General features: G+C 37.1%; 21 protein-coding genes. 13 read left to right on the top strand and 8 right to left on the bottom strand.

Annotated features, from left to right (window positions below):
- The first annotated feature begins 57 nt into the window (after window positions 1–57).
- The 6 genes from mutS to spoVK all read left to right on the top strand — a co-directional run bounded on the left by mutS (window position 58) and on the right by spoVK (window position 8212).
- The gene (gene mutS / locus EPL02_RS15185) at window positions 58–2700 is read left to right on the top strand and encodes a DNA mismatch repair protein MutS (RefSeq protein ID WP_131888173.1); all 2643 of its coding nucleotides are present in this window, start codon (window positions 58–60) and stop codon (window positions 2698–2700) included.
- A gap of 19 nt (window positions 2701–2719) precedes the next feature.
- On the top strand, window positions 2720–4621 hold the full coding sequence (mutL, locus tag EPL02_RS15180) for a DNA mismatch repair endonuclease MutL (RefSeq protein ID WP_131888172.1): 1902 nt from the start codon (window positions 2720–2722) through the stop codon (window positions 4619–4621).
- A gap of 364 nt (window positions 4622–4985) precedes the next feature.
- Window positions 4986–5378, top strand: a complete 393-nt coding sequence (locus EPL02_RS15175) for a hypothetical protein (RefSeq protein ID WP_131888171.1) — start codon at window positions 4986–4988, stop codon at window positions 5376–5378.
- Window positions 5379–5812: 434 nt separating this feature from the next.
- Window positions 5813–6763 carry a tRNA (adenosine(37)-N6)-dimethylallyltransferase MiaA gene (gene miaA / locus EPL02_RS15170; protein WP_131888170.1) on the top strand — a complete coding sequence of 317 codons (951 nt, stop codon included), beginning with the start codon at window positions 5813–5815 and terminating at the stop codon, window positions 6761–6763.
- 33 nt (window positions 6764–6796) lie between these two features.
- On the top strand, window positions 6797–7021 hold the full coding sequence (hfq, locus tag EPL02_RS15165; RefSeq protein WP_025908613.1) for an RNA chaperone Hfq: 225 nt from the start codon (window positions 6797–6799) through the stop codon (window positions 7019–7021).
- Window positions 7022–7276: 255 nt separating this feature from the next.
- Entirely contained in the window at window positions 7277–8212 is a 936-nt protein-coding gene (spoVK, locus tag EPL02_RS15160) for a stage V sporulation protein K (protein ID WP_256993389.1), read from the top strand.
- Between the two features lie 31 nt (window positions 8213–8243).
- Here the strand turns inward: spoVK and EPL02_RS15155 are convergent, their stop codons facing one another.
- On the bottom strand, window positions 8244–8855 hold the full coding sequence (locus EPL02_RS15155; protein WP_094912509.1) for a trimeric intracellular cation channel family protein: 612 nt from the start codon (window positions 8853–8855) through the stop codon (window positions 8244–8246).
- Window positions 8856–9114: 259 nt separating this feature from the next.
- On the opposite strand from EPL02_RS15155, the gene hflX reads away from it, so the two are divergent.
- The 5 genes from hflX to EPL02_RS15130 all read left to right on the top strand — a co-directional run bounded on the left by hflX (window position 9115) and on the right by EPL02_RS15130 (window position 14440).
- Window positions 9115–10365 (top strand): GTPase HflX, encoded by a 1251-nt coding sequence (gene hflX / locus EPL02_RS15150; RefSeq protein WP_179289276.1) that lies wholly within the window; start codon window positions 9115–9117, stop codon window positions 10363–10365.
- A 15-nt stretch (window positions 10366–10380) separates the two neighbouring features.
- The gene (locus EPL02_RS15145) at window positions 10381–11643 is read left to right on the top strand and encodes a methionine gamma-lyase family protein (RefSeq protein ID WP_094912623.1); all 1263 of its coding nucleotides are present in this window, start codon (window positions 10381–10383) and stop codon (window positions 11641–11643) included.
- A gap of 189 nt (window positions 11644–11832) precedes the next feature.
- Window positions 11833–12255, top strand: coding sequence for a MerR family transcriptional regulator (locus tag EPL02_RS15140; protein WP_025908618.1), 423 nt, complete (start codon window positions 11833–11835; stop codon window positions 12253–12255).
- Between the two features lie 81 nt (window positions 12256–12336).
- Window positions 12337–13671 (top strand): type I glutamate--ammonia ligase, encoded by a 1335-nt coding sequence (gene glnA / locus EPL02_RS15135; RefSeq protein WP_094912507.1) that lies wholly within the window; start codon window positions 12337–12339, stop codon window positions 13669–13671.
- A 484-nt stretch (window positions 13672–14155) separates the two neighbouring features.
- Complete coding sequence (locus tag EPL02_RS15130) at window positions 14156–14440, top strand: hypothetical protein (protein ID WP_131888169.1); 285 nt, start codon at window positions 14156–14158, stop codon at window positions 14438–14440.
- A gap of 97 nt (window positions 14441–14537) precedes the next feature.
- Here the strand turns inward: EPL02_RS15130 and EPL02_RS15125 are convergent, their stop codons facing one another.
- From EPL02_RS15125 to EPL02_RS15095, 7 genes are all read right to left on the bottom strand, one after another.
- Window positions 14538–14792 carry a DUF4190 domain-containing protein gene (locus tag EPL02_RS15125; RefSeq protein ID WP_286175463.1) on the bottom strand — a complete coding sequence of 85 codons (255 nt, stop codon included), beginning with the start codon at window positions 14790–14792 and terminating at the stop codon, window positions 14538–14540.
- A 574-nt stretch (window positions 14793–15366) separates the two neighbouring features.
- A complete protein-coding gene (speE, locus tag EPL02_RS15120; RefSeq protein ID WP_131888167.1) occupies window positions 15367–16194 on the bottom strand; it encodes a polyamine aminopropyltransferase in 828 nt (275 codons plus the stop codon).
- 17 nt (window positions 16195–16211) lie between these two features.
- Window positions 16212–16526 carry a DMT family transporter gene (locus EPL02_RS15115; RefSeq protein ID WP_131888166.1) on the bottom strand — a complete coding sequence of 105 codons (315 nt, stop codon included), beginning with the start codon at window positions 16524–16526 and terminating at the stop codon, window positions 16212–16214.
- Window positions 16526–16867, bottom strand: coding sequence for a DMT family transporter (locus EPL02_RS15110; protein ID WP_131888165.1), 342 nt, complete (start codon window positions 16865–16867; stop codon window positions 16526–16528). The genes EPL02_RS15115 and EPL02_RS15110 overlap by 1 nt, the downstream gene beginning before the upstream one ends.
- Window positions 16868–16881: 14 nt before the next feature.
- Window positions 16882–17454: a TetR/AcrR family transcriptional regulator gene (locus EPL02_RS15105; protein ID WP_131888164.1), complete on the bottom strand. Its 573-nt coding sequence runs from the start codon at window positions 17452–17454 to the stop codon at window positions 16882–16884.
- Window positions 17455–17555: 101 nt separating this feature from the next.
- Complete coding sequence (locus EPL02_RS15100; protein WP_131888163.1) at window positions 17556–18725, bottom strand: cation:proton antiporter; 1170 nt, start codon at window positions 18723–18725, stop codon at window positions 17556–17558.
- A 352-nt stretch (window positions 18726–19077) separates the two neighbouring features.
- The gene (locus tag EPL02_RS15095) at window positions 19078–19551 is read right to left on the bottom strand and encodes a hypothetical protein (protein WP_131888162.1); all 474 of its coding nucleotides are present in this window, start codon (window positions 19549–19551) and stop codon (window positions 19078–19080) included.
- Between the two features lie 120 nt (window positions 19552–19671).
- On the opposite strand from EPL02_RS15095, the gene EPL02_RS15090 reads away from it, so the two are divergent.
- A complete protein-coding gene (locus EPL02_RS15090) occupies window positions 19672–20295 on the top strand; it encodes a hypothetical protein (RefSeq protein WP_286175461.1) in 624 nt (207 codons plus the stop codon).
- A gap of 60 nt (window positions 20296–20355) precedes the next feature.
- Complete coding sequence (locus EPL02_RS15085; RefSeq protein ID WP_131888161.1) at window positions 20356–20553, top strand: hypothetical protein; 198 nt, start codon at window positions 20356–20358, stop codon at window positions 20551–20553.
- Window positions 20554–20559: the final 6 nt, after the last annotated feature.

Here is a 20559-nt window from a genome sequence, read left to right as displayed (position 1 = left end):
ACCTATGTTATAATACGTGTAGAAAAAATGATTAACAGAAGTTTTTGGAGGAATAGTATGGCAACATATACGCCAATGATACAGCAATATTTAAAAATCAAGGCAGACTACCAAGATGCCTTTTTATTTTTTAGATTAGGTGATTTTTACGAAATGTTTTTCGAAGATGCAACGACTGCATCTCAAGAGTTAGAAATTACGTTAACAAGCCGAGACGGAGGGGGCGATGATCGCATCCCAATGTGCGGTGTACCATACCACTCAGCGCCTACATATATTGAAAGGCTAATTGAAAAAGGCTATAAAGTGGCAATTTGTGAGCAAGTGGAAGATCCTAAGAAAGCTAAAGGAGTCGTCAAGCGTGAAGTTATTCAAGTGATTTCACCAGGAACGCTGATGAATGAAAAAGGGCTGCAAGAAAAAGAGAATAATTACATTTGCTCGGTCACGCATTTCCCAGATGACACGTTTGGATTAGCATTATCAGATTTATCAACAGGAGAAAATAGCGTGACTCTCATTTCTTCATTCCATGACGTTGTTTCTGAAATCTATGCAAAAGAAGCAAAGGAAATGGTTGTTTCAAGCGATTTTTCTGCTGAATTGCTGCAAATGCTAAAAGAGAGAATGACGATGACCATTTCGTTTGAAGAAAGTACAAAGGTTGAAGAATCGTTTTTACATTTAACTGAATCACTTCAACAGCAAAAATTAGTGGACACGTTTGCTCGCATTCTGCAGTATCTAGTACGTACCCAAAAGCGCTCTCTTGAGCATTTACAGCCTGTACAGCTTTATCAAATCAATGAATATATGAAAATTGATTTGTTCTCTAAGCGAAACTTAGAGTTGACGGAAACAATTCGTTCAAAAGGAAAAAAGGGTTCTCTTTTATGGCTCCTTGATCAAACAGTGACGGCAATGGGCGGACGCCTCTTAAAAAACTGGATTGATCGCCCTCTTTTAAGCAAAGAGAAGATTGATGAACGCTTAAATATGGTTGATGTTCTTATGAAGCAATTTTTTGAACGTGAAGAACTGCGAGATTTATTAAAAGAAGTGTACGACCTAGAGCGTTTAGCTGGGCGCGTTGCATTTGGCAATGTTAATGCGCGTGACTTAGTACAGCTGCGCAAATCACTGCAAAAGGTTCCTGAAATTCAAGAAGTGGTTTATCGATTAAACAATTCATATGCTTCTAAACTTGTTGAAGATATTGATCCATGTGAAAGATTAACTGTGCTGTTAGAGAGAGGGTTAAAAGAACATCCTCCTTTATCTATTAAAGAAGGAGATATTATCGCAGACGGTTATCACGATCAACTTGATCAATACCGAGATGCTAGTCGAAACGGGAAGACGTGGATTGCGTCTTTAGAGCAAAAAGAGCGTGAAAAGACCGGGATTCGTTCGTTGAAAATTGGCTATAACCGCGTATTTGGCTACTATATTGAAGTAACGCGTGCCAATTTGCATCTACTACCTGAAGGCATGTATGAGCGTAAGCAAACTTTAACGAACGCTGAACGCTTTATTACACCTGAGCTTAAAGAAAAAGAAGCGCTTATTTTAGAAGCGGAAGAAAAAATCGTTGAGCTTGAGTACGAGCTGTTTGGACAAATTCGTGAAGAGGTCAAAGTGTATATTCCTCGTCTTCAAGCGCTAGCTAAAAAAGTAAGTGAGCTTGATGTGCTGCAGTGCTTTGCAAAGGTGAGCGAAGAGCGTCATTATACGAAGCCTGCGTTTTCTACTAATGGAGATATTCATATTAAAAATGGACGCCATCCAGTTGTTGAAAAAGTAATGAACGCACAAGAGTATGTACCAAATGACTGTCAAATGAAAGATGACAGTTCAATCTTACTCATTACAGGACCAAATATGTCGGGTAAGAGTACGTATATGCGCCAAGTAGCATTAACCGCTATTTTAGGACAGATCGGCTGTTTTGTTCCTGCGGAAGAAGCAGAGTTGCCAATCTTTGATCAAGTGTTTACGCGAATCGGAGCGGCTGATGATTTAATTTCAGGGCAAAGTACGTTCATGGTTGAAATGCTTGAAACGAAAAATGCAGTGACTAATGCGACGCAATCAAGCTTAATTTTACTAGATGAAATTGGACGAGGTACGTCAACATATGATGGAATGGCGTTAGCTCAAGCGATTATCGAATATGTGCACGAGCATATAGGATGTAAAACATTATTTTCTACGCACTATCATGAGCTGACAGTGCTAGACCAACAGCTTTCAGCACTACGTAATGTGCATGTTAGCGCTATTGAAAAGAACAATAAAGTAGTCTTCTTACACAAAATTAAAGAAGGACCAGCAGATAAGAGTTATGGTATTCATGTTGCTGAGCTAGCGGAACTTCCGGAGCCTTTATTACAGCGTGCGCGTGTCATTTTAGCAGATTTTGAGAACGCGAGCGAAGAGCCAAAAGTGAATCCGACTGCTGATGCAGTAGCTGAACCTCAGCCAATTGAGCAGCCAAAAGCTGAACTTAAATCAGATACCGAACAAAGTCAGCTTTCATTTTTCGGAGAAGAAAAAGACCAGCAGGTAAAAGAAGCTAGTTTATCGAAGCGTGAAAAGCAAATTCTAGCAGAATTGAAGCAGCTTGATATTCTGGAAATGACGCCGCTTGATGCAATGAACGCCATGTATAAGCTACAAAGATTACTGAAGAAGAAATAGACTTGAGAGGAGTGAGTCTGTGGGTAAAATTAGACAGCTTTCAGACGAACTTTCAAATAAAATTGCAGCAGGAGAGGTTGTAGAGCGACCTGCTTCTGTTGTGAAAGAGCTCGTTGAAAATGCGATTGATGCCAATAGCACAGTAATTGAAATAGAACTAGAAGAAGCAGGATTATCAAAAATTCGTATTTTAGATAACGGAGACGGAATTGCACAAGAAGATTGCTTAACGGCTTTCCGGCGCCATGCAACGAGCAAGATTAAGACTGAGAATGACTTGTTCCGAATTCGAACATTAGGCTTTCGTGGTGAAGCACTGCCAAGTATTGCGTCTGTATCTATGCTCGAAATTAAGACAAGCACCGGGGATGAAGCCGGCACGCACTTAAAGCTTCGCGGAGGAGAGATAACGCATCACGAGCTGTCTTCAAGTCGAAAAGGTACAGAAATTATTGTAGAAAATCTATTTTTTAACACGCCAGCACGCCTTAAATATATGAAAACAATTAATACAGAATTAGGGAACGTAACAGACGTTGTAAATCGCCTTGCCCTGGCGAATCCTCATGTTTCCATTCGTTTAATTCACCAAGGACGTCAGCTTCTCTATACAAACGGAAGTGGAGATGCGCGTCAAGTGTTAGCTGCTATCTATGGGATGGCAGTAGCGAAGAAGATGATTCCGTTAAAGGTAGAATCGCTAGATTATGAGATTACCGGCTATATTGCTTTGCCAGAAGTAACGCGTGCATCTCGCAACTATATGTCTACCACAATTAACGGAAGATTTATTAAAAACTATGGTTTACTAAAAGCCATCCAGCAAGGTTATCATACGCTATTGCCAATTGGACGTTTTCCAGTTGTATTTTTAGCTATCAACATGGATCCACTGTTAGTAGATGTGAACGTACACCCGGCAAAGCTTGAGGTAAGGTTAAGTAAAGAAGCAGAGCTGTATGAGCTTGTAGAAGATGCCATAAAAGCAGCGTTTAAAAAGAAGCAGCTTATTCCAGAAGTTATAGCCCCTGCTCGCACAAAACAAGCCGTGCTTCCAACCGAACAGCAAACCTTTACGTTTGATCACGGGCTACCTAAAGAGTCATCTTCCCTATCGCAGGAACCTGTTGAACGAAGCAAAGATTTACCTTTCTTTAGCGCGAACGTTGCTGAAACGCAAGAAAAGTCAAGCTTTACGGTAACAGAAAATGTTGAAAATGAGCTTGACTACGATGAACTTGAAGTGCAGGATACAGAACCGGTATTTTCTTATGAGGAAGAACATGATGTACACAAGCAGCAATCCAATAGTGAGATGGTTGAAGAGGTTCAAACCGAGCGAGTTCCGCCCATGTATCCAATTGGCCAGATGCACGGTACGTATATATTAGCTCAAAATGAAAACGGCTTGTTTATCATTGACCAACATGCGGCTCAAGAGAGAATCAAATATGAATACTTTAAGAAAAAACTTGGTCAAGTAGATGCAGAAGTGCAGGAACTTTTAATGCCACTCACGTTTGAGTTCTCAGGCAATGAAGCTCTCATTTTAGAAGAAAATCGTAGAGCTCTTGAAGAGGTCGGCGTATTTTTAGAGCCGTTTGGTCAAAATGCTTATATTGTTCGAGCACACCCTCAGTGGTTCCCAAAAGGTGAAGAAAAAGAAACAATTGAAGAGATGATTCAGCAAGTGTTTGTGATGAAGCGTATAGACATAGAAAGCTTACGCGAAGAAGCTGCTATTATGATGAGCTGTAAAGGTTCAATCAAAGCGAACCATCATCTTCGAAATGATGAAATTTTAGCCTTGCTTGAAACGCTAAGAAAAACAACGGATCCGTTTACTTGTCCGCATGGGCGACCAATTATTATTCATTATTCAACATATGAAATGGAAAAGATGTTTAAGCGCGTGATGTAAAGGGATTTCTATAATGTTTTACCACGTTTGTTGAAGTCATACCTGCACCATTTTTACCGTATTTGTGTGTTTAAAAGTAAAATCGCAAAGCGGTATATGGTGCGGGTATTTTTTTGAAATGGAAAAGGTTGTGTTCTTTTATTGTGTATGTAGATCCTGTAAGTCAGATACCTATACGTTAGCCATTTCCCTTGCATATACTAGCGATAGAAATTAAACATAATGTGAAGGGGAAGTTATGATGAATAACCATTTTAACAGATTACACACCAATTCAAATGGTGATAACGATTCTAATAGAGATAATGAATCGGGAAATAAAAATATTATTAGCAATAGTGGAAGTTCTAACGTTAATATTAATATGCCTCAGATAAGAGAAACATCTCAAAATCGCTCCGGTCATCGCAGAAAATGTCGATCTAAAAAACGCTCTAAAGGTCGTGTACAATCCCAATCAGAAAATCGCTCTGGTTGTCGCAGAAAACATCGAGCAGAAAACCGCTCTGGTTGTCGCAAAAAACGTCGAGCAGAAAACCGTCCTCAAGGTCGTGTACAATCCCAATCAGGAAACCAATCCCAACCTCTTGTTCGACCACAGTCAGAAAACCGCCCTCAATCTCTAAGTCTCCCACAATTAGAAAACGACGCTGGTAATCGTATACAACCACAATCAGAAAACAACTCTGGTGGTCGTGTCCAGTCACAGTCGGAAGAAAACTCTCAATTTAGACGGAATCCTTTTCGTTTCTTTTAATCCAGAAGTTAGAACTCTCAAGAGGAACAGGTGTAGAATGCTAATTTTCAAAGCGGAAAAGAATCTTCATTATTGTTTTGGAGATTCGAGCTTGCTAAAAACTAGTTTTTAAACAATTCCTGTTTCTCTTCTTTCTATAGACTTGTAAAGAAATTTTTATGTATCCTCAGCTTTTTTTCTTTTTTAGGAAATATCTTTTTCAATCAAGTTACTGTTATTGAAGTATGTTCAGGTTAAGAGGTGACTTCTTCAAATTCATATTCTTTCATTATTTCATCAGTTAAAAAATGTAGTCTTTGTTTCTACTTTTATAGTTGAACTCCGCTAATCTAATTGCTGTAAAAGAACGTTCCTTCTTTATGAGCCTTGAATAAAGATAGGCTTTCCGGGTAAAATGAGAAGATGTAAATGTAATAGATGAAAGTAGTGTGGTTATGACGGGAGAGAAACAAAAATTAATAGTAATTATTGGTCCGACAGCCGTTGGTAAAACCAAGCTGAGTATTGAGATGGCCAAGCAGTTCAATGGAGAAGTTATTTCGGGAGATTCCATGCAAGTCTATAAAAAGATGGACATCGGAACAGCGAAGGTTACAAGTGATGAAATGGAAGGAATTCCGCATCATTTAATTGATATTAAAGAGCCGACTGAGTCTTTTTCTGTAGCTGAATTTCAAGAGATTGTAAGAGAAAAGGTTACAGATATTCACGCTCGTGGTAAAATGCCGATTATTGTAGGCGGTACAGGATTATATATTCAATCTGTCATTTATGACTATCAGTTTACTGAATCAGCAGGGGATGAACAATTCAGACAGCGTATGGAACACTTTGTTGCAGCGCATGGAATTGATCCTCTTTACGAAAAGCTTTGTGAAATAGACCCAGTTGGTGCAGAGTCCATTCATCCCAACAACCACAGACGCGTTATTCGTGCTCTTGAAGTGTATGAAGTGACTGGGAAGCCTTTCAGCGTTTATAATCAAGAGCAGAATCAAGAGCTTCTCTATGATGTGACACTCATTGGCTTGACAATGGATCGTGATCAACTATACGATCGAATTAACCAACGTGTTGATATGATGGTGCAAGAAGGCTTGGTAGAAGAAGTCAAATCACTGTACGATGCAGGGGTTCGTGATGTACAATCAATTCAAGCGATTGGCTACAAAGAACTGTATACATATTTCGACGGGAACTGCACGCTTGAAGAAGCGATTGAACAGTTAAAGTTGAATTCTAGAAGGTACGCCAAACGTCAATTAACGTGGTTTCGTAATAAGATGCCTGTAACATGGTTTGAAATGGAAGTTGACAATTTTCATGAAAAATTCAACAAAATTTTCACTTATGTAGCAGGAAAGCTGAAAGAAGAAGCGAATTAACTAGTAAAGATAGAGAAATGAGGAGGCCGAATAGTGAAACAATCCGTTAATATTCAAGATCAGTTTTTAAATCAATTACGTAAAGAAAATATTTATGTCACTGTGTTTTTATTAAATGGTTTTCAACTGCGCGGACTAATTAAAGGTTTTGATAACTTTACAGTTCTATTGGATTCAGAAGGAAAGCAGCAGTTAATTTATAAACATGCAATCTCAACGTTTGTTCCAAATAAAAATATCTCTGTAGAGCTAGAGTAGTCAGATAACCAGCCAAATCCGTGAGGATGAGGCTGGTTTTTCTTATGGCTGGAAGAGAGAAGTATTTTTCTTAACATGGTTTAGCGTTTTAGCACATACAACTATAATAAGCGTTTATTTCTTGGGTAATGGCGAGCTACAGAAAGAATACAAGCCGCTAAAGGAAAATGATGATCTCATTCGTTCGTCCTACAGCTTGAGATAGAGCGATACAATGTCATCAGCGTAACTGTGATGAAACGAGAGGTGAACAGTGTGGAGCAGCCTATAACTCTTAAAAACAATGGGCAAATTAATATTGTTTTAAATAATGAGACAAAGAAAGAACGAGTCTATACAACATCAATTCCACGTCCTGTGAAACGACCGATTGTTAATCATGAACCACTGCTAGAAATTGAAAGAGAAATGAGCGGTCTGGTTGGAATGGATGAGCTAAAAAAAATGATTAAAGAAATATATGCTTGGTTATATATTAATAAAAAAAGAGAAGAAAGTGGTCTGAAGGCAGAAAAACAAGCGATGCATATGATGTTTAAAGGAAATCCGGGTACAGGAAAAACAACGGTTGCAAGGCTTTTAGGAAAATTGTTTTTAAATATGAATGTGTTATCAAAAGGTCACCTTATTGAAGCTGAAAGAGCAGACTTAGTTGGGGAGTACATTGGACATACGGCACAAAAAACCCGAGATCTTGTGAAAAAAGCGCTGGGTGGCATTTTATTTATTGACGAAGCCTATTCGCTTGCCCGAGGTGGAGAGAAAGATTTTGGGAAAGAAGCAATTGATACGCTTGTGAAGCATATGGAAGATGCAAATGATAAGTTTGTCTTAATTTTAGCTGGCTACCCGCGTGAGATGGAGAACTTTTTAAGTTTAAACCCCGGTCTTCGTTCAAGATTTCCATTCATCTTTGATTTTCCAGATTATGATGTCAATGAGCTGATGGATATTGCAGACCGGATGATGGATGATCGTCAGTATCAGTTTAGCAGCGATGCTTATAAAAAGTTAAAAGAACATTTCATGGACGTAAAGTACAATCAGACGCCTCGAGACTTTAGCAATGGTCGCTATGTGCGAAATATTTTAGAACGCTCCATTCGAGCGCAGTCCATGAGGCTTTTAGAAGAAGCAAGCTACAGTAAAGAGCAGCTAATAACGCTTAAGTCTAATGATATTCGTCTATAAAAAAATCCGGCTTTATGCCGGATTTTTTTTATTACATATTTGGTTGGCGAATCGAACGAATTGGCAGCTTCCATTTGTACATGTAAGATAACATACGACATGCAACAAGCAAACCAAATAATACGTAAAGCTCTACCGGAGAGCTAGCAATTTGAAGGCCAACAATTAAGCCTGCAAGAATTGCCCAAAGCGCATAGATTTCATCTTTTAAAACGGTCGGCTTTCGACGAGCAAGCAAATCGCGTACAATCCCACCGCCGCTACCTGTTAATACAGCAGCAACGATAACAGCGCTTAAGGGGTGTCCCATGCTGGTAGCATAGAGTGCGCCTTGAATGGCAAAAGCTGCAAGCCCAATTGCGTCAGAAAAGTTTCCCCAACGTTTCCACTGTCTTAAGATGCTGTTTGGAAACAAAAAGGTTGCTGTAATTGATAATAGCGCAATTTGAAAAAATAACCCTTGTTCCCAAAGAGCGGATACCGGTACACCAATTAATAAGTTACGGATGGCGCCACCCCCAAACGCTGTGACGATTCCTAAAATATAAACACCTAAAATATCGTATTCTTCTTCCATTGCAATAAACGCACCGCTAACTGCAAAAGCAACGGTGCCAATGATGCTCAAAACGTCCCATGTCATCGCAACTGCCCCTTTATGTATAAAAATTCGTTTGTTAGAAAGTATTACAATGATAAAGTCATTCAAATTGTATCCACTATTGAACAGAATTTCAACGTTTTTTTAGGGATAATTTCTTAAAAGAAACAAAGCGTGATAAACTAGTAAAAACAATCTATTCTGCATCTTTGAAGAAGATAGAGAAAATCGTGTTTTTTTGTTATGATATGAATGCGTTAATACTTTAACAGTAAGGGAAGGAAAGTCATTGACATTTGAGATGAAACAAGAGCTTGAACGTGTAATTTTAGTGGGGTGTCAGCTTCACGATGATGATGAGCGCTTTGAGTATTCGATGGATGAACTAGCATCATTAACTGAGACAGCACAGGGTGAGGTTCTAGTACGCTTGTCTCAAAAGCGCGACCGTATACATCCAGCTACATATATCGGAAAAGGGAAAGTGGAAGAGCTTGTTGCGCTTGAAGAAGAGCTAGAGCCAGATTTAATTGTGTTTAACGATGAGCTTTCACCGAGTCAAATTCGTAATTTATCCAGTCAGCTAGAAGCTCGAATCATTGACCGAACGCAGCTGATTTTAGATATTTTTGCGCAGCGTGCGCAAACAAAAGAAGGAAAGCTGCAGGTTGAGCTTGCACAGCTGAACTACTTACTACCTCGTTTAGTCGGACAGGGAACAGCACTTTCTCGTTTAGGGGGCGGTATTGGTACAAGAGGTCCAGGTGAGACAAAGCTTGAAAGTGATCGCCGCCACATTCGTCGTAAAATTGATGAAATTAAGCGTCAGTTAAAAACAGTTGTCAGTCACAGGGAGCGTTACCGAGAGAGAAGAAAGCGTAACCATGTGTATCAAATTGCTATAGTAGGCTACACAAATGCAGGTAAATCTACACTTTTTAACCGCCTAACAGAAGCGGGGATTTATGAAGAAAATCAGCTGTTTGCAACTCTTGATCCTACAACGAGACAGTATACCATGCCAGCAGGCTTAACTGCTCTTTTAACGGATACGGTTGGATTTATCCAAGACTTGCCAACCACTCTTGTTGCTGCGTTTCGTTCCACATTAGAAGAAGTGACAGAAGCAGATTTTATTTTACACGTGGTTGACTCGGGTAATCCAGACTATCACAATCATGAGCAAACTGTTCATAAGCTATTAGCGGAGTTAGACGTAGAAGATATTCCGATGTTAACCGTTTATAATAAGCGAGATGTGAAGCATGAATTATTTGTGCCAACGACACCCGCTTCTATTTTAATTAGCGCGTTTAATAAGGAAGATCTTGCTTTGCTGGGAACAAAGATCCAAGATGAAATGAAGAAAGAGATGGAGTACTTTCATCTATTCATTCCTTCGGATGAAGGCAAGCTGTTGGCGGAGTTAAAAACCGTTGCGCTGGTCGACTCTCTGAAGTTTAATGAAGAACAAGAAAAGTACGAGTGCCGAGGCTACATTGCAAAAGAGCACCCAATTTATAAGCAGCTAAGAATGATTGAAGAAAGTTGAGGAAGATAGAAAATGATGTTTGATCAGTTAGCAAACGGAGAGAGAATTAAAGGGTTGGCGAAGGAAGTAGAGCAGCAAATTAAGCCGATTCATGAACGAATTGATGAAGTCATAGAAGCGAATCAGTTTCGCGTGCTGCAAAGCTTTCAACAAAACCAAGTGAGTGATTCACATTTTATTCCCTCCACGGGCTATGGTTATGATGATTTAGGAAGAGATACGCTTGAAAAGGTATATGCTGATGTATTCGGAACCGAAGCGTGTCTTGTACGTCCCCAAATCATTTCGGGTACGCATGCAATTGGCATTTCGCTTTTTGGCGTGTTGCGACCTGGTGATGACCTTTTATATATTACCGGTAAGCCATACGATACGCTTGAAGAAATCGTCGGAATTAGAGGGTCTGGCGTAGGTTCATTAAAAGAGTATAATATTGGATATAAAGCCGTGGACCTAACAAAAGAAGGGCAAGTAGACCTTGAAGAAGTGAAGGCATCCATTACGGAAACAACGAAAATGATTGGTATTCAGCGTTCAAAAGGCTATGGAATTCGTCCTTCGTTTACGGTAAATCAAATTAAAGAAATGATTGCTTTTGTTAAAAGCATTAAACCAGACGTTATTGTATTTGTTGATAACTGTTACGGAGAATTTGTGGAAACAATAGAACCATCTCATGTTGGAGCGGATTTAATTGCGGGTTCTCTTATTAAAAATCCTGGCGGTGGGTTAGCGAAAATCGGTGGCTATATTGCTGGACGTAAAGAGCTGGTTGAAGCATGTTCTTATCGTATGACAACGCCAGGTATCGGAGCAGAAGCAGGTGCAACTCTGTACAGTCTCCAGGAAATGTATCAAGGCTTCTTTTTAGCTCCTCACGTTGTAGGGCAGGCTTTAAAAGGAGCGGTATTTTCTTCAGCCATGTTTGAAAGACTTGGGATGCAGTCAGAACCAAAGTGGGACGCTGAGCGAACAGACTTAATTCAGTCCGTTCAGTTTGATGATCGAGATAAGATGGTGGCGTTTTGCCAAGCGATTCAATACGCTTCTCCAATTAATTCGCACGTGACGGCATATCCAGCTTATATGCCTGGCTATGAAGACGATGTAATTATGGCAGCCGGAACGTTTGTTCAGGGAGCTAGTTTAGAGTTAACAGCAGACGGTCCGATTCGTCCGCCGTATGTTGCTTACGTACAAGGCGGTTTAACGTATGCTCACGTTAAAGTAGCTATTTGCACAGCAATTGATTCAATGATTTCGAAAAAGTTAATTTAAGTATAACTTGCTCAGTAAGATCAAAAGACGGGCTATCGTGGATAAAAAAATTAAAAATAAACTAAAATCGCTATTTCGTTGTATTCGTGAAATATTCTAAAAATTTTTATGTGAGAATTTCTCACATATGGTTGACAGATAAACTAACATGGCATACAATGAAAATAGTTAATCAAAGGAGGAACTGAGATGAGTGACAACATACGAAGAAATACGCCGCTTTTCCCAATTGGAATTGTGATGCAGTTAACTGAGTTGTCGGCTCGCCAAATTCGCTACTATGAAGAACATGAATTAGTTACACCTGTACGATCTGAAGGTAATCGTCGATTATTCTCGTTTAACGATGTTGATAAATTACTAGAAATTCGTGACTTAATTGAACAAGGTGTAAACCTAGCTGGTGTTAAGCAGCTGTTTCAAGTTCAGAAAGCGCAAGAAGGGCATAAAAAAGAGACCAAACCAGAAGATGAAAAGGTTGTGGCGGAAGCAAGCAAATCTGAGCTATCAGATGAAGAATTACGCAAGATGCTTCGCGCTGAGTTAATGCAAGCAGGACGCTTTAACAAAGCAACGCTCAATCAAGGAGATATGTCTCGGTTCTTTCATTAAAAATTGTAAGTATTTATATGCTTCGTTAGAAGGAAGTATATAAACTATAAATATTTTTTAGATTTAGGGGAGGATCACACGATGGCAAAGTACACAAAAGAAGATATTTTCAAAAAGGTTCAGGAAGAGAATGTAAAATACATTCGTCTTCAGTTCACTGACATTTTAGGAACAATCAAAAACGTTGAAATTCCAGTAAGTCAATTAGAAAAAGCGTTAGACAACAAGATGATGTTTGACGGTTCTTCAATCGAAGGTTTCGTACGTATCGAAGAATCTGATATGTACTTATATCCAGATCCAGACACGTTTGTTGTATTCCCTTGGACGTCTGAAAAAGGTAAAGTTGCACGTTTCATTTGTGACATCTACAATCCAGACGGAACTCCATTTGATGGAGATCCACGTAACAACTTAAAGCGTGTATTAAAAGAAATGGAAGACTTAGGATTCAGTGATTTTAACCTTGGGCCTGAGCCAGAATTCTTCTTATTCAAGCTAGATGAAAAAGGAGAGCCAACGTTAGAATTAAACGATAAAGGTGGCTATTTCGACTTAGCACCAACTGACCTTGGTGAAAACTGCCGTCGTGACATCGTATTAGAGCTTGAAGAAATGGGCTTTGAAATTGAAGCATCTCACCATGAGGTAGCTCCTGGTCAACATGAGATTGACTTCAAATATGCTGGCGCATTAAGAGCTTGTGATGACATCCAAACATTTAAACTAGTAGTTAAAACAATTGCTCGTAAGCACGGCTTACACGCAACATTCATGCCAAAACCATTGTTCGGTGTGAACGGTTCAGGTATGCACTGTAACCTTTCACTATTCAAAGATGGCAAAAATGCATTCTATGATGCAAACGGAAACTTAGAATTAAGTGATACAGCTCGTCAATTCATCGCTGGTATCATTAAGCACGCTCACAGCTTCACTGCTGTAACAAACCCAACAGTAAACTCTTACAAGCGTTTAGTACCTGGTTACGAAGCTCCTTGTTACGTTGCATGGTCTGCACGCAACCGTAGCCCATTAATTCGTATCCCAGCTTCTCGCGGAGTAGGAACTCGTGTTGAGGTACGTAGCGTAGACCCAGCTGCTAACCCATACTTAGCAATGGCTGTATTACTAAAAGCTGGTTTAGACGGAATCAAGAACAACCTTGAAGCTCCAAAACCAATCGACCGCAACATCTATGTAATGACTAAAGAAGAGCGCGTAAAAGAAGGTATCGTAGATCTACCTGCTACGCTAGCTCAAGCTTTAGATAGCTTCCAAGCTAACGAAATCATGGTTTCTGCATTAGGTGAGCACTTAGCTGAGCACTTCATCGAAGCTAAGGAAATTGAGTGGGATATGTTCCGCACACAAGTTCACCCATGGGAACGCGATCAATACATGAGCCAATATTAATTGGTAGAAAGCCTGATATGACTGCATTTGCAGTCATTCAGGCTTTTTTTATTGGGGGTGTATTTCTTTAACATTTTAAGACTTGACCACCTTCTTACCACAAGCATCCACGAAGCCAATTAATAATTTGCGAAATATGATTTCTAGAAGACTTTGATGATGTGAAACTTATTCCACACACCAGTTTCCTTATAGCAATGCAATCAATAAAAAAGTCAATATTAATTGTTAGGAAACACCTTAGCATAATAATGTATCGAGGCATCTTTTTATGGAGCTATCTTTCTATTTTGATAGTAAAAACTATAGAAATAAAAAACCTTTTTTCAAAGACTGTATTTTCAATTACAACAAGTAATAATTTACCTTTTATGGTATTATATAAAAGTGTGTTTGTATAGCTAGCAGATATGACTATAAAATAGGTAACTGGACCTTTTAATTTATATTTTCAAGATAAATAAAATATAATGGAGGCATTATTATGTGGTTAATATTAGGGCTTATTGCCATAGTAGCAACTATTATAAATCTGTATATGTATAAAACAGGAAAAGATTATAAACTTGCGATGGCGATGGGATTATCATTCACGGCACTGACACTCTGTGCAGAACATAGCCTTGTATCTGATTGGGTAAAAGGGGAAGATTGGTCAGCTTTAATGGATGTTGTTCCTACTATGGAAAAGGCAGTATGGTTTTTAACAATTGTTTCTATTTTACTAAATATAGTACCTATACTGCTAGAACTAAAAGGTGAAAAATAAAAAGTTATGGATGCTAGACTAGATCTGCTCATAAGAGTAGGTTTTTATTTGTTTTGTAATAACTATAAAGTAATAGTGAGAAAATTTCATAAATATTTTAAAAAAAGAGAGCCGTGTAACCTATTATAGCTAAAGCTAACATCACAGCTTGTATTCCAATACCAAGAGTACTAAATATTCCTCCTGTAAGGGCAAATCCTTTGCCTTTTTCAAGGTTTTTCTTAATCTCTTTTGTGCTTTTTACTGAAAATAGGAGACCAGCAACCCCAATAATTATACCGATATATGGTGTAGCTAATGATAATACACCTAAAATAAGTGAAACAATTGATTTGCTATTTGTTTTTTCCATTATCTAACCTCCTTATAGTTTATAATTTTTTATACCATAAAAATTTGGGAAAATATATATATTTGGGCATTTTTAGTTATGTAAAAAGAAATAACCAATAATTATTTACATATTTTTAAATGGATAAATTTTCAATTTAATTACAGCTATCTATCAGTTTATTCACAATACTACTAAAAACTCACCTGGAATATTAATTCTTGTTGTTTAGTAAATGCATGTTCTTGAATTATGTAATTTTTGAGATTGTGGAGAGACCTCGTTGGAAAAATAATTTATTCAATCATCAAACTACTTTTGGGTCCAATAAGATCCAAAGAACTTTACAATGGGAACTCGATTAATATATGAGCCAATATTAATTGGTAGAAAACGCCTTGATACAATGTATGAAGGCGTTTTTTTGTGCTCACATGTTCAATTTGATATTAATAGTGTAGAAAAAACTATATGTTAAGGGTGTATTCCATAATTAATAGCTTGCAAGTTGTTTTAAAATCAGCTAATTATTAAAAAATACAAAAGAAGAGAGTTCATTTTCACTTCTTTTTACTTACTATGGGGCACTCAGTATTCATTTACATAAATTTTGAACAAATTTAGGTAACACAAAACTTGCATAGTGTAATTCTGCTGTGTAATACTTTCCATTTATATCGTGAATTTTATCAATAGGTACTTCTAATGGATCATATACCTTCGAACCCATTGTAAATGTCCACATCCCACTTGGATAAGTTGGAATGTTACACGTATAGAGGCGTGCAATGGGGAAAATCTCTTTTGTATCATGAATTGCATTTTTGATTAAATCAGCTTTAAACCATGGGTTATCTGTTTGAGCGACAAAAATGCCATCTTCCTTTAAAGCTTTTGCAATCCCTGCATAAAAGCCCTTTGTAAATAAACCGGCAGCTGGTCCAACAGGTTCAGTCGAATCAATTAAGATCACGTCATACCTATTTTCACTTTTGATAATATGTTCAAATCCATCACCAATTATTAACTCAACTCTTGGGTTTTCATATTCAGACGAAATGTCAGGCAAATGCTTTTTAGAATACTCAACTACTTTACCGTCAATTTCAACTTGTGTGACTTTTTCTACGCTCGTGTGTTTTAACACTTCTCTGATGGTTCCTCCATCACCGCCACCAACTACTAAAACATGTTTAGGGGAGGGATGTGTGAATAATGGTACGTGAGCAATCATTTCGTGATAGACAAATTCATCTTTTTCTGATGTCATGACCATACCATCTAGTAATAACATGTTTCCAAATTGTTGCGTTTCGACCATATCTAATTGTTGAAAAGGTGTCTTTTCATTTTCTAATGTACGATTTACTTTTCCTGTAATCCCGAATGAAGAAGTTTGTCTTTCTGTAAACCATAATGTCATGTTTTATTCTCCTTGTGTTAGCTAATTAGCTTTAGGCCGATTGCGGCACTTAATACCATCGCCATAAATACAATTCTCGCTATACTTTTTGATTCTCCGTAAAATAGGATTCCGACAAGACCTGAGCCAACTGTTCCAATTCCTGTCCATATCGCGTAAGCTGTTCCCATTGGTAAAGACTGCATCGCTAAGCTTAAAAAGGTAAAGCTAGTTCCTAGCCCTAAAACAAAGACAGCAAATGAGAAAAAGTTCTTTTTGCGTAATATCAGGTTTAAACCGGTGACGCCTACTACTTCAAAGAGTCCTGCACAAACAAGAAAAATCCATCCCATTATGAAGCACTCCCTTCTTGTTTCGTGTTTCCAGTAACAAGCTTAAGCCCAATAACACCTGTAAGAAGCACAAGTATTAAAATCATTTTTACAAGTTGAAATGGCTCGCCGAAAACAAGCATTTCGATTAACACAGTACCTGTGGTACCAAGTCCAGTAAAAACAGCATACGCTGTTCCAACGGGAAGTTGTGACGTGGCTTTAATCAAGAGACCAAATGATAAAACAATGGCGATAATTGTTCCGGTCCATGTGAGTGCATCATCAGCATGTTTTAATCCCATGACCCAGAATATTTCTACGATGGAACCTAAAACTAATAAACCCCAAGCACGATTCATTTCATTCTCTCCTTTTATTTCGTAATACCTTGCCAATAGATATCCCAAGAACTAGTCAGACGCTTTTGTAGACGCTCTGGGAATCCGTATAGAAGTTCAACTAATAATCCATCGAATATTGTTAAGAATGACATCATTGCAGATTCAGGAGCAATATTTGGATTTAAATCATCTTTTTTGTCTTCAAACATTCCTAAAAATAAAGATTCTAATTCATTTACAAACGTGTTGGTCCCATTTTTAATTTGTTCTTCAAATTGTAGCGGTGGAAAAAAGGATGTTCTCATAAAAAAACTCATATGATGATCCTTTTGATAACGTCCTAAATAGTCATTAAGAAAATTATAAAGAATCTCTTTGAGCGATAGAGAGTGATTCTTTTCCATAAATTGTTTAACGAAATACAATTCATTTTCTAGAGAATCAGTAAACGTACTCATAAAAAGATCTTCTTTACTTTTAAAATGTGCATAAATTGATTGTTTTTTAATTCCTACTTCATTCGCAATGGTTGCGAGTGATGCTCCTTGATAACCATGTAAAGCAAATTGATGTAATGCTACTTCTTTCAACTGATTTGACTTCATATTTATCCTCCTTACGAACGTTCGTAAGTGAATGCTAACAAAAAGATTTTTTAATGTCAATGTAAATGGTAACTTTGGTGCAATAAGAGGAGTGAAATCTCCTACATACTCGCATTCATTTTATCTTTATACAGTTTATCCTCTTTAGTACCAAAAAATAGCTTTAATAATGGTGGGGTGACAATTGTTGTTAAAATGATCACAAGGATTACTGAAGTGTAGTAATCTACAGGTAATAATTTACTTTCTAATCCCATTGCAGCTAAAATTAATGCAACTTCTCCCCTGGATATCATTCCAGCGCCGATTCCCATTGATGAACGATTATTGAAACCAGATAATTTAGCACCTAAGCCAGATCCAACAAATTTAGATACAACGGCAATGAATGAGAACAGTACGATAAATCCTATTTGGCTACTCATACTGCTAAACGAGACACTTAGACCAATACTTGTGAAAAAGAACGGAACAAAAAATCCATTTGCAAGAGGTTCTACTTTATGTTCCATTTCCTCTTTAAATTTTGTTTGAGAAATAGCCACTCCAGCAAAGAATGTTCCAATAATGCCGGCAACTCCTAAATACTCAGCAAAATAAGCAAAACTAAAAGCAACAATTAACCCTGCGCTTAAGACCGTTTCGGTAACTTTAAAGGTTGAAAACAGCTTAATAAATTTAGGTACGAACCATTTAGAAGCTAAAATAACAATGACAAAGAATAGAATCTTTTTGGCGATAAGTAGTGCAAGATTTGTGTCTGAACCTGCAAATACACTAAGAGCAACTGCAATTAATATTACAACAATAACATCATCTAATACAGCTGCTCCAAGCAAAGTAGATCCTTCTTTACTTTTCAACCAACCGATTTCTCTTAATGTTTGAACAGATATACTGACGGATGTAGCAGATAATAATAACCCAATGAAAATAGATTCAGCCAGTGAAAAGTTGTAGTGTTGAGCACCAGCATATCCCAACAGGATTGGTGCAATGATCCCACCAGCTGCAACTAATATAGCTGCTTTTTTATTTTCATTTAATACTTTTAAATTCGTTTCTAACCCAGCTAAAAACATCAGTAATAAAACACCAATTTCACTAAACGTTTTTATGATTTCATCGTCATGTATCCAGCCTAAAACTGCAGGACCTATGATAATACCTACCATAATCTTGCCTAGAACAGAGGGCTGCCCTAACTTCACGCTTATCTGACCTGCCACTTTCGTTGCTAGTAAGATAAGTACAATTTGTAACACAATCATTCGATTCATCTCCTATCCATAAAATTAAGATTAAAAAAAGACATGGAGGGGCCAGCTTGACTGACTCCTCCATGTAATTCAGCATATATAATTTTAAAAGGTATCTTACGAACGTTCGTAAGGTGATGATATCAACATCTCATTTAGATGTCAACTAGGAAATTATAAGAATAAAAATACGTAAAAAGTTATTTATAATAACATCTCTAAACAAATTATGTAATAATTTGTTCATTACATGTAATGAATAAGAAGGGCCAAACAAAATTAATTTATATCGCTAGGCCTTTCTTATTTAGTAAATCTGTAAAGCTAATATTCCTCTTTTAAATGTAAAATTTTCAAGGATGTATCAAGATTTTTTTACCATCTTTTCATAAAGAAACTTGGATAACCAGTAAAAAATATGAATCAATAGATACATAATAAACAAGAAGATAGATGTATATAAATATCCATAATTTTGTAATGTTAAATTTCCGAAAAGCATCGAGTAAACCAATACATATAAGTAAAAGAATGCCATCATTAGTAATGATTCAGAAATATATCCCCAAATTCCTTTTCTTAGATTTAAAACTTTCACAAGAATGGTATCAAAAATTCCTGTCACTACTACAGTAGTAAGGAAGAATTGGAAAATAATTTTAAGTGATGCCCATGTTCCTGTGGCGTTAATTGTTACATCAGGTGTTAGAGATATTAAATGTAATATTCCATAAAAAATTATGAAAGGTGTACATAAAATTACAGCAATCATTAGACCTATAACTATTATCGCGAATATATGATCTCCTATAGTCTCTTTTTGTTTCTTTTTGCCCATTTAATTTTAAAAAACCCCTTTTTTTATAAAATTTTTACAAGAAAATCATTTACATAAGAGGAAAATATGGTAATATATTGCTTGTGTTTAAAATTACTATATTTTACCATAGTTTGCAAGGTGAAAAATCAAAAACTATTTAAAGGCATTGTATTAAGTACGTCATTAGCGGTTCTAGGAGGAAGCTTTGCTCCAGTTTCTTCAGCTTTAGCAGCTGAGAACGATGTTGTAGCAACAAACTCTCAATCTACTAATCAATCAACAGTAGATACTTTAAACCCTCAATCTTTAATCACAGAGTACTTGGAAGAAGAAAAAGCAATTCAAGAAGAAGTTTTAGAAGAGGATTTAACGTTTTCAGAATTTTTAAGTGATGATGTTGAAACAGATATTCAAGATACAAGAGATTTCATTCAATATGCTGCTACGACGGAAGAGTTTCAAGCTTACATAGGGGAAGAAGTAATTGATGCTGAAGCTTCAGGTGTAGTGGGAGGAACTTTAAAAGCTATTAAAGCATTTGGCTGGATTTGTCGAGTTGGAGGAAAAGGATTAAGATATGCTATTAAACCTCTGTCTCCTTCAAAAGCAAAACTTGTAGATAAATATGCTAGAAAGATTGCTTATGCAACGGAGAGATTAGATAAAGGTACTAAAGGAGCTTTAACTGCAGCATTAAAAAAAGCAGGAGTACCTGGTAAAAGTGCTGAATCTTTAACAGAAATTATTTTCTGGATAATCTAATAAAACAAGAGAAGGTGACTTTAAAGTCATCTTCTTTCCTTTTTTAGGTGGTGTATTTCTATGAAAAAGATAATTATAATTTTAAGTTTAGTCATCTTATCGTTATCAGTTTTTTATGTGATAGGAAACTTTTCAGAAAAAGTTTATAACAATGAAAAAAAAGAAGAAGTTAGTAAACACGAGTTATCTAAACAACAAGAAACATGGGGATTTAAAGACACAATAATTAATAGCAATATAAAGAACAAAAAAAGGTAAAGGTTG

The sequence above is a fragment of the Bacillus sp. CBEL-1 genome (genome assembly GCF_004348885.1).
Taxonomy (GTDB): Bacteria; Bacillota; Bacilli; order Bacillales; family Bacillaceae_H; genus Priestia; species Priestia aryabhattai_A.
This window is presented reverse-complemented; position numbering and strand designations above follow the sequence as displayed.